The 12,685-nt window shown below is 66.9% G+C and carries 12 protein-coding genes; 9 read left to right on the forward strand and 3 right to left on the reverse strand.

Going from position 1 to position 12,685, the window contains the following annotated elements:
• Position 1 precedes the first annotated feature (1 nt).
• The 3 genes from hisS to NGB94_RS02530 all read left to right on the forward strand — a co-directional run bounded on the left by hisS (position 2) and on the right by NGB94_RS02530 (position 3,348).
• Positions 2-1,345: a histidine--tRNA ligase gene (hisS, locus tag NGB94_RS02520; protein WP_325788848.1), complete on the forward strand. Its 1,344-nt coding sequence runs from the start codon at positions 2-4 to the stop codon at positions 1,343-1,345.
• Positions 1,346-1,408: 63 nt separating this feature from the next.
• Complete coding sequence (locus tag NGB94_RS02525; protein ID WP_325788850.1) at positions 1,409-2,413, forward strand: TIGR03557 family F420-dependent LLM class oxidoreductase; 1,005 nt, start codon at positions 1,409-1,411, stop codon at positions 2,411-2,413.
• A complete protein-coding gene (locus tag NGB94_RS02530) occupies positions 2,410-3,348 on the forward strand; it encodes a coenzyme F420-0:L-glutamate ligase (protein WP_325788852.1) in 939 nt (312 codons plus the stop codon). Before NGB94_RS02525 ends, NGB94_RS02530 begins: the two co-directional genes overlap by 4 nt.
• A 217-nt stretch (positions 3,349-3,565) precedes the next feature.
• On the opposite strand, the gene NGB94_RS02535 is transcribed toward NGB94_RS02530, so the two are convergent.
• Genes NGB94_RS02535 through NGB94_RS02545 form a run of 3 tightly spaced genes read right to left on the reverse strand, consistent with a single transcriptional unit; the run spans position 3,566 to position 6,442 of the window.
• The gene (locus NGB94_RS02535) at positions 3,566-4,366 is read right to left on the reverse strand and encodes an ABC transporter ATP-binding protein (protein ID WP_325788854.1); all 801 of its coding nucleotides are present in this window, start codon (positions 4,364-4,366) and stop codon (positions 3,566-3,568) included.
• Entirely contained in the window at positions 4,363-5,421 is a 1,059-nt protein-coding gene (locus NGB94_RS02540; protein WP_418910595.1) for a putative F420-0 ABC transporter permease subunit, read from the reverse strand. The genes NGB94_RS02535 and NGB94_RS02540 overlap by 4 nt, the downstream gene beginning before the upstream one ends.
• Positions 5,414-6,442 (reverse strand): putative F420-0 ABC transporter substrate-binding protein, encoded by a 1,029-nt coding sequence (locus tag NGB94_RS02545; protein WP_325788856.1) that lies wholly within the window; start codon positions 6,440-6,442, stop codon positions 5,414-5,416. Before NGB94_RS02545 ends, NGB94_RS02540 begins: the two co-directional genes overlap by 8 nt.
• 337 nt (positions 6,443-6,779) lie before the next feature.
• Here NGB94_RS02545 and NGB94_RS02550 point away from each other — a divergent pair, with 337 nt between their 5' ends.
• From NGB94_RS02550 to NGB94_RS02575, 6 genes are read left to right on the forward strand one after another with little or no spacing between them, the layout of a single operon-like run.
• Positions 6,780-7,628 (forward strand): nitrilase-related carbon-nitrogen hydrolase, encoded by an 849-nt coding sequence (locus tag NGB94_RS02550; protein WP_325788858.1) that lies wholly within the window; start codon positions 6,780-6,782, stop codon positions 7,626-7,628.
• 41 nt (positions 7,629-7,669) lie between these two features.
• Positions 7,670-9,091: a dihydropyrimidinase gene (hydA, locus tag NGB94_RS02555; protein WP_325788860.1), complete on the forward strand. Its 1,422-nt coding sequence runs from the start codon at positions 7,670-7,672 to the stop codon at positions 9,089-9,091.
• Positions 9,092-9,100: 9 nt separating this feature from the next.
• Positions 9,101-10,117: a TIGR03842 family LLM class F420-dependent oxidoreductase gene (locus NGB94_RS02560; protein WP_325788861.1), complete on the forward strand. Its 1,017-nt coding sequence runs from the start codon at positions 9,101-9,103 to the stop codon at positions 10,115-10,117.
• Positions 10,114-11,004 carry an ABC transporter permease gene (locus tag NGB94_RS02565; protein WP_325788863.1) on the forward strand — a complete coding sequence of 297 codons (891 nt, stop codon included), beginning with the start codon at positions 10,114-10,116 and terminating at the stop codon, positions 11,002-11,004. The genes NGB94_RS02560 and NGB94_RS02565 overlap by 4 nt, the downstream gene beginning before the upstream one ends.
• Positions 11,001-11,831: an ABC transporter ATP-binding protein gene (locus NGB94_RS02570; RefSeq protein ID WP_325788865.1), complete on the forward strand. Its 831-nt coding sequence runs from the start codon at positions 11,001-11,003 to the stop codon at positions 11,829-11,831. Before NGB94_RS02565 ends, NGB94_RS02570 begins: the two co-directional genes overlap by 4 nt.
• Complete coding sequence (locus tag NGB94_RS02575) at positions 11,828-12,679, forward strand: ABC transporter permease (protein WP_325788867.1); 852 nt, start codon at positions 11,828-11,830, stop codon at positions 12,677-12,679. Before NGB94_RS02570 ends, NGB94_RS02575 begins: the two co-directional genes overlap by 4 nt.
• Positions 12,680-12,685 lie beyond the last annotated feature (6 nt).

Consider the following 12,685-nt stretch of genomic DNA (forward strand, 5'->3'; position numbering starts at 1 on the left):
CATGGCACGCAAGGCCTCACTGTCCGGTTTCCCCGAATGGCTACCGCAGGAGCGCCTCGTTGAACTCCATGTGCTGGACGTGCTGCGCCGCACCTTCGAACTCCACGGCTTCGCGAACATTGAAACCCGTGCAGTTGAAACCGTGGGCCAGCTGCTCCGCAAGGGCGAAATCGACAAGGAAGTCTATGCGCTGAGCCGGCTCCAGGCCGAGGGAGGCGAAGGCCCGGCCAAGCAGGATCCCAACCAGCTGGCCCTGCACTTCGACCTCACCGTCCCGTTCGCGCGCTACGTGGTTGAAAACGCCGGACACCTGGCCTTCCCCTTCCGCCGCTACCAGATCCAGAAGGTCTGGCGCGGGGAACGCCCGCAGGAAGGCCGCGCCCGTGAGTTCACCCAGGCGGACATTGACGTGGTGGGCGACGGCGAATTGCCGTTCCGGTACGACGTCGAGCTGGCGCTGGTGATTGCCGAGGCCCTTGGTGCGCTGCCCATCCCGGACTTCCGCATCCGCGTGAACAACCGCAAGCTGGCCGAAGGTTTCTACCGGGGGATTGGGCTGGAGGACACTGCCGGGGTGCTGCGCAGCATCGACAAGCTTGAAAAGGTCGGCGCCGACCGGGTTGCCGAGCTGCTCCAGGAAGAACTCGGTGCCACGCCGGAACAGGCGTCCCTGGCACTGAAGCTTGCCTCCATCCGCACCGAGGATGTGTCCTTCGTGGACCAGGTCCGTGCCCTCGGCGTGAGCAATGAACTGCTGGACACCGGACTGGAGGAACTCCGGCAGGTCATCGCCGAAGCGGCCCGCCGCGCGCCGGGGAAGGTCGTTGCGGACCTGTCCATTGCCCGCGGCCTGGATTACTACACCGGCACCGTCTACGAGACAGTGCTGGTGGGCCACGAACAGCTCGGGTCCATCTGCTCCGGCGGCCGCTACGACTCGCTGGCGGCCAAGGGCAGCCGGTCCTTCCCCGGCGTCGGGCTCTCCATTGGCGTCACGCGCCTGGTGATGCGGATCCTCAGCCAGGAGTTCGCCGAAGCCAGCCGGTCGGTTCCCACCGCCGTCCTGGTGACCCTTGCCGACGACGATTCCTGGTCCGCCGCGCAGGACGTCGCCGCCGCACTGCGCGGGCGGGGCATCGCCGTCGAGGTGGCCGCCAAGGCTGAGAAGTTCGGCAAGCAGATCAAGTACGCCGACCGCCGCGGGATCCCCTTTGTCTGGTTCACCGCCGAAGACGGCACCCATGAGGTGAAGGACATCCGGTCCGGAGACCAGATGCAGGCTGATCCGGCCGTCTGGACGCCGCCGGCTGAGGACCTCCTTCCGCAGGTCAGCGCACGCGGCTGAATGTTGCACGGCTGAAACACGCCGTTCCCCGTTTGGGGCATGCTGCTGGCCTATAGTGGCTGCATGAAAACCCCGTTGCGGATTGGCTATGCGGCCATGCTCGAGCAGTTCCACCCCAGTGAAGCGGTCGCTCTGTCTGCGTATGCGGAGGAGCGCGGCTTCTCCGGCGTCATGGCGGCGGACCACTTCCAGCCGTGGGTCCCGGCGCAGGGCCAGTCGGCCTTCGTCTGGAATGTGCTTTCTGCACTGGGGGAGCGGACCAAGGGGGACATCGGTCCGGGCGTGACCGCTCCGACCTTCCGCTGGCATCCCGCCATGGTCGCCCAGGCTTCCGCAACCCTGGCTGCCATGTACCCGGGCCGGCACTGGCTCGGCCTTGGGTCGGGCGAGGCGCTGAACGAGCACGTCACCGCCCAGTACTGGCCGGAAGCCCCGGAGCGGATCAACCGGATGTTCGAGGCGATCGAGATCATCAGCAAGCTCTTCGCCGCGTCCCTGGCCGGCAAGGACGTGCGCCACAGCGGCACCTTCTACAAGATGGAATCCACGCGGCTCTGGACCATGCCGGAAGTTGCCCCGGAGATCCTCGTAGCGACGGCGGGCCCCGTCACCGCCAAGCGTGCCGGCAGACATGCCGACGGCCTCATCACCGTGGGCGCGCCGCTGGAAAAGATCGAGGGGCTCTTTGCGAAGTTCGACGCCGGTGCCCGCGAGGCGGGGAAGGATCCGGACACTATGCCCAAGGTCCTGCAGCTGCACATGAGCTGGGCACCTACGTACGAGGAAGCTCTTGCCAACGCCATGACCGAATGGCCCAACGGCGGCATGAAGTTCCCCAAGGCAGATATCCGCTCACCCTTCGAACTGGAGCAGATGGCCCGGCTGGTCCGCCCCGAGGACTTCGAAGGCAGGCTGCTCATCTCCGAGGACCCGGACGTGCACCGTGCCTACATCCAGAAGTTCCTCGACCTTGGCTTCGACCGGGTCTACCTGCACAACGTTGGCCGCAACCAGCGCGAATGGATAGACGTTTTTGGCACGTCCGTACTGCCGGAGCTGCATCGATGACACTGGACCACCTCATGACCGAATCCGACGCCGGACCCCTCGCGGCCCCGACCAGCCGGCTGGTTATCACGCCGGTGCAGGGGATCGGCGAAGTCCGTTCCGGGGACAGTCTGGCGGAGCTGATTGGACGTGCCTGCGGTAAAGACCTCCGCAGCGGAGACATCCTGGCCGTGACCTCCAAGATCGTGTCCAAGGCGGAAGGACGCACCATGCCGGCCTCCGCCCGGGAGGAGGCCGTGGAACAGGAAACCGTCCGCGTGGTTGCCACCCGCACGCACGCCGGCGGAACCACCCGGATCGTTGAGAACCGGCTCGGCATCGTGGCGGCGGCGGCAGGCGTGGATGCAAGCAACACCGCGGACGGGACGGTGCTCCTGCTTCCGGAGGACCCCGACGCTTCGGCCCGCGCGATTTGCCGCGGCCTGAAACGGGACTACGGCGTGGACATCGGCGTCGTTATCACTGACACGCTGGGACGGCCCTGGCGGGAGGGACAGACCGACGCCGCCATCGGAGCGGCAGGACTGACCGTCCTGCTGGACCTCCGCGGGACTCCGGATGCTTCCGGCCGGCCGATGTCCGCCACCGTTGCCGCGGTGGCCGATGAGATCGCCGCAGCCGCTGACCTGGTCAAGGGCAAGGCGGCCGGGCTGCCCGTGGCGCTGGTCCGCGGACTAGACACCCTGGTCACAGTGGGCGGCATGGATAAGGACCCCGGTGCGCGGGCTTTGCTTCGTCCGGCGGCTGAGGACATGTTCCGGCAGGGCAGCACCGAGGCATTCGAGGACGGCCGGCGGTCCGGTACCAAAACCGGATACAACGCCGGGTACGACGACGGGCACGCGGCCGGGTACGAGGACGGCTACGCCGCCGGCTATGCAGCCGCGGCCGCCGAAGCGCGGCGCCGGGCACGCAGCATGGGCGGCTCCCGCTAGTTCGCTGGTTCCGGGCAGTTCGGGCGGTTCGGGCAGTTTGCTGGGGGGTAATTTCCCTCCGGCTGGGGACACTCCTGCCGCCTGGGGACACTCCTGCCGCGGCGCCGCGGAGGGGAGTCCCCAACTGGCAGGCATGTCCCGAAGTGGAGCGAAACGAGGACGCCTGCGGGCGCTGGGACGCCGGCCGTGCGCCGGATGCTGTCCGGCCGCGGGAGGCCTAGCGGCCCAGCGCAATCAGGGGACGGCCCGTCAGGGGATGCTCCAGCACCACCGCGTTGACGCCGTACACCCGGCGGATCAGCTCCGGAGTGAGCACCGAGTCCACCGGCCCGGCGGCGGCCACCTTTCCGCCGCTAAGCACCATGAGGTGCGAGCAGGAGGCCGCTGCATGGTTGATGTCGTGCAGCGCGGCTGCCACGGCAGTCCCGGCGGCGGCAAGGTTCTCCAACAGCTCCAGTGTTTCCAGCTGGGCGGAGGCATCCAGGTGGTTGGTGGGTTCGTCCAGCAGCAGCACTGCGGGCTCCTGTGCAAGGGCACGGGCCAGCTGCACCCGCTGCTGTTCACCGCCGGAAAGCGTTGAGTAGGAGCGCTCCGCGAGCCTGAGGACACCGGCCGCCGCGAGGGAACGCTCCACCACCTCAAGGTCGCGCCGGCTGTCCCCGGCGAGCAGGCTGCGGTGGGGCGTCCGGCCAAGGGCAGCGGTTTCGCGGACTGACAAAGACGTCTCCGCCGGCAGGGACTGTTCCACCAGGGCAATGCTCCGGGCCCGCTCCCGTGCACGGGTACCGGAAAGCGGCCGGCCGCGCAGCCTTACCGTTCCGTCGTCCGGTGCCAGGACGCCCGCCAGCAGATGAAGCAGCGTCGATTTCCCTGCCCCGTTGGGGCCAAGCAGTCCGGTAAAGGTGCCCGGCTCAAGCGTGCAGTCCACGCCGTCCACGAGGACCCGTCCGCTGCGGACTATCTGCACCCGCTCGGCTGACAGGCCAAGGCCGGCGGCCACCGCAGCGCGGGCGCTCATGCCCCGCTCCGCCGGCGGAGCAGCAGCAGGATGAAGAAAGGTGCTCCGATCAGGGCGGTCACAATTCCCACCGGGATCTCCCGCGGATCGAAGACCGTTCTGGCTGCGGTGTCGGCCAGGACCAGGAACAGCGCCCCGGCGAGGGCGGAAAGCGGCAGGAGGGCACGGTGGGACGGGCCGGCGAGCATCCGGACGGCATGCGGCAGGACCAGTCCCACAAAACCGATGGACCCGCTCACGGACACCATCGCGCCGGTCAGCAGGGCCGTGGCCCCCAGCAGTGTCCAGCGAACGGCGGGCACCGGCACGCCAAGCGCGGAGGCGGCGGTGTCACCGAAGGAGAATGCGTCCAGCAGCCGGCCGCAGAACATCAGCGGAATACCGACGACGGCGAGGGCAGGCAGCGCGATCCCCGTGCTGGACCAGGTGGCTCCGGCGAGCGATCCCATCAGCCAGCCGAGCACTTCGCGGTAGGAATCACCCTGCGCCGTCCAGAAGACCACGAACGACGCCGCGGCAGCGGCCAGCGAGGACACAGCGAGCCCGGCCAGCACGGTCCGCGTGGGGGTGATAGAACCCAGCGCCCCCGCGAGGGTCAGCGTGCCAGCCATTGCCAGCATCGCCCCGGCGAAGGCGGCGACCGGAAGCACGACGGCGGCGCCAAGCAGCAGCACCGAGACGGCACCCAGGCTGGCGCCGGAACTCAGGCCCAGCAGGTAGGGGTCGGCAAGCGGGTTCCGGGTCAGCGCCTGGATCACCGCTCCGCTCAGTGCCAGCCCGGCTCCCACGGCAGCAGCAGTCAGGACCCGCGGCAGCCTCAGGTCCCGGACGATCGCCTCCTGCAGCGGGGTCAGCGATCCGCTGCCCGGAGCAGTCAGCGCCAGCCAGGCCTCGCGGACCCCCAGACCGGCGGGCCCCACCGTCAATGCCCACAGACCGGCGGCGGCCAGGCCCAGGCAGAGGGCAGCACCTACCAGCCAGGGGCGGCGCGGGCGGGGCTTCCGGAGAACCGTGCCCGCGGCGGGGGCTTTCGGACGGGCGAGTGTCTCAGTCAAGGGCGGCCAGCTGTTCGGTGAGGGAGCGTACGGTCTCCACGTTGCGCACCCCGGCCTCGGATGCGGCGAAGGGCACCACCAGGTAGCGGCCTTCCCTGACCGCGGTGAGCTGTGAAATCACCGGATGGGCTTCCAGCACGGACTTCTTCTTCTCGACGCTGCCCCAGGCCGAATCGACGAGCACAATGACGTCCGGGTCCGCTTCGGCAACGGCTTCCCAGGAGAAAGGACTCCAGCCGGCGTCGATCCCGGAAGCTATGTTCTCCAGCCCCGCGGAGTCCATCAGCAGTTCCGGTGCTCCGCTCCCGGCGCCGACGAAGGGCGTGTCCGATCCGGAGCTGTACCAAAGGGCGCTGTAGCCCTTGGAGGAAGGGGTGATTTCCTTCAGCTCCTCCCGCTGCGCGGCTACCAGTTCTGCCGCAGCCTCCGGGGCGCCGAACAGGTCCCCGGCCTCCTGGATGGAGGAGAAGACGTCGTCGAACGTCAGCGGTGCAGGACGGTAGCCGTCCTGCTGGCAGGCGGCGGGGGAGACGTAGCTGGCTACGCCCAGTTCTTCGAGCTGGCCGCGTTCCCCCGCGCCGTCGGCAGAGAAGTTCGATTCCCAGCCGGCGAACACCAGATCCGGTGCCAGCGCCAGGACGGCTTCGCGGGACGGCACCTTTTCGCCCAGCACCGGAGGAACCTCGGCGTCTGCCCAGGCTTCCGGAACCGGTCCGTCAGCGAAGGCCGTGCCCACGATCTTCCCGCCCAAACCCAGGGCCAGCAGCAGTTCGGTGGAAGTGGACTTGATGGTCACCACCCGTTCCGGAGGCGCGTCGAGGGAGACCGTGGTGCCGCAGTTGTCCAGCTCGAGGGGAAACACCGTTTCAGCCGGGGCTCCCTGTCCGGCTCCTGTTGTCTCCGGCCGGTCGGCCCGGGCCGAATCTGCAGGGGTCCCGGCACAGCCGGCAAGCAGCAGGACGGCGGCCGCGGCCGCTGCAGGGCGCAGGAACCTGGTTGAAGCAGCTGAGGGGTCAGGCATGGTACCTCACAGGTGTAAGTGATCCGGGCGGTGGTTCCGCGGGGCGGGGTGCCCGCAGAAATGGTGCGGCTGGGCCCAAATCAAGGCCTGCTGAGCTTCGGCCAATCGGGCCGGAGATCGTCTGCCGCCTGCCGGGATGAAAGCGCACCGGCGGCGATTTCTACACTCTTGCAGAACTCGTTCGCGTAGCCAAGGATGGCGGGCACGGAGAACAGGGCTGCACCGCAGCTTTAATGCCTCCGAAACGCAGGAGAAATGTTCAGCCCAAAAGATGATGAAAAGCCCTCGCGGCCTTTTGCGAAACGGGCGGCACTGCCGCCGGAATGTGGAGGATGTTTTGACGATCGTTCGAACCGCACTTACCCAGACCACGTGGACCGGGGACGAAGAGTCAATGGTTGCCAAGCATGAGGACTTTGTCCGCCGTGCCGCGGCAGAGGGTGCGCAGGTTATCTGTTTCCAGGAACTCTTCCACGGCCCGTACTTCGGCATTGTGCAGGACAGCAAGTACTACGAATATGCCCAGGCCGTGCCCGGTCCGTTGACGGAACGGTTCTCCAAACTCGCAGCCGAGCACAACATGGTGATTATTCTCCCCGTCTACGAGGAAGAGCAGCCGGGCGTTTACTACAACACGGCAGCGGTAATCGACGCTGACGGAACGTACCTGGGTAAATACCGGAAGAACCACATTCCCCATGTGGAGAAGTTCTGGGAGAAGTTCTATTTCCGTCCGGGAAACCTCGGCTGGCCGGTTTTCGACACCGCCGTCGGAAAAGTCGGCGTCACCATCTGCTATGACCGGCACTTCCCCGAAGGCTGGCGCGTCCTGGGACTGAACGGTGCCCAGCTGGTCTTCAACCCGAATGCTTCCAAACCCGGGCTCTCCAACCGTCTCTGGGAACTTGAACAGCCCACCGCCGCTGCTGCCAACGGGTATTTCGTGGTGGTCCCGAACCGGGTCGGGGAGGAGACCAACGAGTTTGGCGAGGAAGCCGTGGACTTCTACGGCACGTCCTACGTCGCTGACCCGCAGGGCAACTACGTGGGTGAAGTTGGGGCCCGGGACGGGGAGGAACTCATGATCCGCGACCTGGACCTGGAGCTGGTCCGCACCGCCAGGAACAACTGGCAGTTCTACCGGGACCGCCGTCCGGACGCCTACAACCCCATCACCGCACCGTAGCCGTACCCGGACAGGCACAGAGGAAGGCAAGGAAACGCTTTATGGCAACAACACTTATCTCCGGTGGCACCGTCGTCACCGCGACCGGCCGCGGCGCTGCGGATGTCCTGGTGGACGGAGAGAAAATCGCCGCGGTCCTGGCACCCGGTTCCACCCTGCTGGGGCACGATCTGGCCGGGTCCGTGGACACGGTCCTGGATGCCACGGGCAAGTACGTAATTCCAGGCGGGATCGACGCTCATACCCACATGCAAATGCCCTTCGGCGGCACCGAAGCCTCCGACACGTTCGAGACCGGAACCCGGGCAGCAGCCTGGGGCGGAACCACCACCATCGTGGACTTCGCGATCCAGCGCTACGGCGAACGTGTGATGGACGGCCTCGCCGCCTGGCACGAGAAGGCCGCGGGACAGTGCGCCGTCGACTACGGCTTTCACCAGATCATCGGCGACGTCAATGATGACTCGCTGAAGGCGATGGAAGCCCTGCCGGACGAAGGTGTGTCCAGCTACAAGCTGTTCATGGCCTACCCCGGTGTCTTCTACAGCGATGACGCGCAGATCTACAAGGCAATGCGCGTCGGAGCCGAGACCGGGCTGATGACCATGATGCACGCGGAGAACGGTCCGGCCATTGACGCGATGGTTGCCGAGCTCCTGGCCCAGGGCAAAACCGATCCCTACTACCACGGCGTTGCACGCGCCTGGCAGATGGAGGAGGAAGCCACCCACCGGGCCATCATGCTCGCCAACCTCACCGGCGCCCCGCTCTACGTGGTCCACGTATCAGCCAAGCAGGCGGTGGAGCAGCTCGCCGCAGCCCGGGACAACGGACAGAACGTCTTCGGTGAAACCTGCCCGCAGTACCTTTACCTCTCGCTGGAGGACCAGCTTGGTGCCGAAGGGTTTGAAGGCGCCAAATGGGTCTGCTCCACACCCCTGCGGTCCAAGCATGAGCACCACCAGGACCACATGTGGCAGTCCCTTCGCACCAATGACATCCAGATGGTCGCCACGGACCACTGCCCGTTCTGCATGAAGGGCCAGAAGGACATGGGTGTGGGGGACTTCTCCAAGATCCCCAACGGCATCGGATCGGTGGAGCACCGCATGGACCTGATGTACCAGGGGGTCGTGGACGGCAAGATCAGCCTCGAACGCTGGGTGGAGATCACCAGCACGACGCCGGCACGCATGTTTGGCATGTACGGCACCAAGGGCGTGATCGCCCCGGGAGCAGACGCCGACGTCGTTATTTACGACCCGAACGGCCACACCTCGATCGGAGTGGAGAAAACCCACCACATGAACATGGACTATTCGGCGTGGGAGGGCTACGAGATCGAAGGGCACGTGGACACGGTGATGTCCCGCGGCCGGGTGGTCGTCAACAACAACGAGTACCTGGGCAGCAAGGGCCACGGGCAGTACGTCCGCCGCGCAACCAGCCAGTACCTGGTCTAGGGGGGAAACATGGAATTCGGTGCGGTACTGCAGTGCAATCCTCCCGCCCAGCGGACGGTGGCACTGGCCAAGAAAGCCGAGGAGCACGGGTTCGACTACGTGTGGACCTTCGACTCACACCTGCTGTGGCAGGAGCCCTACGTGATCTACAGCCAGATCCTGGCGGAGACCCGGTCCATCAAGGTGGGCCCCATGGTCACCAACCCCGCCACCCGGGACTGGACGGTAACGGCGTCGACGTACGCCACGCTGAACCAGATGTACGGGAACCGGACGGTCTGCGGGATCGGCCGGGGCGATTCGGCGGTGCGGGTAACCAACGGCGCTCCCACCACGCTGAAGACCCTGCGGGAGTCCATCCACGTGATCCGCGAGCTGGCCAACTCCCGCCCCGTTGAATACAACGGTGCCACGCTCCAGTTCCCCTGGAGCAGGGGCTCCGAGCTTGAAGTCTGGGTGGCGGCCTACGGCCCGCTGGCCCTGAAGCTCACCGGCGAGGTGGGAGACGGGTTCATCCTCCAGCTGGCGGACGTGGACATTGCCGAGTGGATGATCCGCACGGTCCGGCAGGCAGCAGCCGACGCCGGCCGGGACCCGGACAGCATCTCCTTCTGCGTGGCAGCGCCCATGTACATCGGCACGGACCGGGAGCACATGCGCAACCAGTGCCGCTGGTTCGGCGGCATGGTGGGCAACCATGTGGCGGACATCGTGTCCAAGTACGGTTCGGATTCTTCCGTTCCGCAGGCGCTGACCGACTACATCGCCGGACGCCAGGGCTACGACTACAACGAGCACGGACGGGCGGGGAACACCCACACCGACTTTGTGCCGGACGAGATCGTGGACCGGTTCTGCATCCTGGGCACCGCCGAAGAGCATATGGAGAAGCTCGAGAAGCTCAAGGCCCTGGGCGTCACCCAGTTCGCGGGCTACCTCCAGCATGACAACAAGGAGGAAACCCTGCGCGTCTACGGCGAGACGGTGATTCCTGCCCTGCGGGACCACGTGGCTGCGAAGGCATGAAAACCGAAGTGCGACGGCGGCGGCGCACCTCTGCGGCCGCGTGGGGGGTCGGCGGGGTGCTGCTGCCGGTTCTTCTCTGGGAGACGTACAAGGCTGTTGGCCCCGCGTCCGGGGTCAGCGTCGGCGGAGTGCCGCTGCTGCCCCGGACAACGGACTTGGCCATGCCGCATGTCTGGACCATGCTGGAGCGGCTTTTTGCGGCGGAATCCTCGGCGTCGGGCTCCGGTCCCATGTGGGCTGCAGTGCTGCAGGCAGCCGGCTTCACCCTCGCCATCGCCGGGGCCGGCTGGCTGCTGGGCGTCGTGGTAGGGCTGGGACTGGCGATGCTGATGCAGCGCTTCCGCAGCGCAAACTCCGCCATGCTGCCCTGGATCATCCTGAGCCAGACGGTTCCGCTGATCGCCATCGCCCCGCTGGTCCGGCGGTGGGGATCGCAGCTCGAGTTCGGCCCGTTCACCTGGGAGAACTGGATGTCCGTGGCCGTCATCGCCGCCTATCTGGCGTTCTTCCCCGTGGCTATCGGTGCCCTGCGCGGCTTCGGCGCCCCGGAGAAGGCCCACGTGGACCTGATGCACTCCTACGCCCTCGGCTGGTGGCAGACCTTCGTTCGCCTCCGCCTGCCGGCCAGCGTGCCGCACCTGCTTCCCGCGCTGCGGCTCGCTGCCGCGAACGCGGTGATCGGTGCCGTGGTGGCGGAGGTTTCAATCGGGCTCCGCGGCGGCATTGGCCGCATGATCGTTGAATTCGCGGCGGCAGCCGGGGGAGACCCGGGCAAACCCTGGGCGCCGATTTTCGGTGCCGTGCTGCTGGGACTGGCCGCCGTTGGATTCGTTGCATTGATCGGCGCGCTGCTGCGCCGCTACCGCAGAGGAGAGCAGGCAGCATGAACAACCGCAGTACACAGAAACCGGCCGCTGCAGCCGTTGAAGCCACCGGTGTCACCCGGATCTTCGGCAGCGGACGCAGCCCGGTACACGCGCTTCAGAACGTCAGCCTCACGGTCGGCGAGGGGGAATTCGTATCCCTGATCGGACCGTCCGGCTGCGGCAAGAGCACCCTGATGCGGCTGGTAGCCGACCTGGACTCACCCAGTTCGGGAACCATCACGGTATTCGGCAAGAGCACACGGCAGGCGCGGCTGGACCAGGACTACGGGATCGCGTTCCAGCAGGCCGGGCTGCTGCCGTGGCGGACTGTGCGCGGCAACATTGAACTGCCGCTGCAGACCCACGGCGCTTCAGCTGCTGCCAGGCGGGCACGCTCGGACGAACTGCTGGACATGGTGGGGCTTGCCGACTTCGGCGAGCATTACCCGGACCAGCTCTCCGGCGGGATGCAGCAGCGCGTTGCCATTGCGCGGTCACTCGCCGAGTCTCCGAAGCTGCTCCTGATGGATGAACCCTTCGGGGCGCTGGACGAAATGACCCGGGAACGGATGCAGAACGAACTGATCCGCATTTGCGCCGAAACGGGCTGTGCGGTCGTCTTTGTCACGCATTCAATTCCGGAAGCAGTTTTCCTTTCAGACCGCGTGGTGGTGATGTCTCCGCGGCCCGGCGAGATCCGCGAGATCGTGGATATCACCTTGGGCACCGCCGGTGCGCGCGGCGCCGCGCTGCGGGAAGAGGCTTCCTTTTACGAAGCGATCCGCTCAGTGCGCGAGGCCCTGCACGGGGCCGAGCCTGCGGCGGTCCGGGGAGCAGAAACCCGATGAGCGGAATAGTCCAGGACCCGCCGGCAGTGCCGGCAGCGGGAGCGCCGCCGGAGACCAGGGGTGCGGCCGGAGTCGATCCAGGCCGGCTGTCCGGCCTGGGCCGCCATCTTGGAGCACCGCTGCTGCTGGGGGCAGCGGCGCTTGTTCTCTGGCAGGGAGCGGTCTCGTTACTTCAGATTGAGCCGTTCATTGTCCCGGGACCGCTGGCGATAGCTGAGTCATTCTTTGAAAACCTGGCGAACGTGCTGGGTGCCGCCGTCGTCACCGGGATGAATGCCGCCGTCGGACTGGTGGTTGGGGCCCTGCTGGGGGTCGCTGCTGCTGTGGCAGCCGCTGCCGTCCCTGCCCTCGACCGGCTGGCAGCGCCGCTTGTGGTGGCGCTGTCTGTGATACCGATCGTGGCGCTGGCGCCGGTCCTCTACACGATGTTCGGTGCGGACCAGCAGGCTACCCGGCAGATCATCGCAGGCATCGCCGTCTTCATTCCCGTCTACGTCAACTCGCTGCGCGGTTTCCGTCAGGTGGCGCCCGTGCACCGTGACCTGATGCGTTCCTACGCAGCCGGGAAGTGGCAGGTCACCCGCAGTGTCACGTTGCCCAGTGCCGTGCCGTACATGTTCACCGGGCTGCGGATCGCGTCGTCGCTGGCCGTTGTGTCGGCCCTGATTGCCGAATACTTCGGCGGGCCGGTCGGCGGGCTGGGCAAATCGGTGACCTCAGCGGCGTCGAGCAGCAATTACACCCTGGCCTGGGCCTACGTGCTGGGCGCAGTCCTGCTGGGACTGCTGTTCTACGCGGTAACCGCCGCACTGGAGAAGTACTTTTCCCGGCACTCCGACGGCTCCTGAGCTCGG

This window comes from Arthrobacter koreensis (genome assembly GCF_035792275.1).
Classification (GTDB): Bacteria; Actinomycetota; Actinomycetes; order Actinomycetales; family Micrococcaceae; genus Arthrobacter_B; species Arthrobacter_B koreensis_A.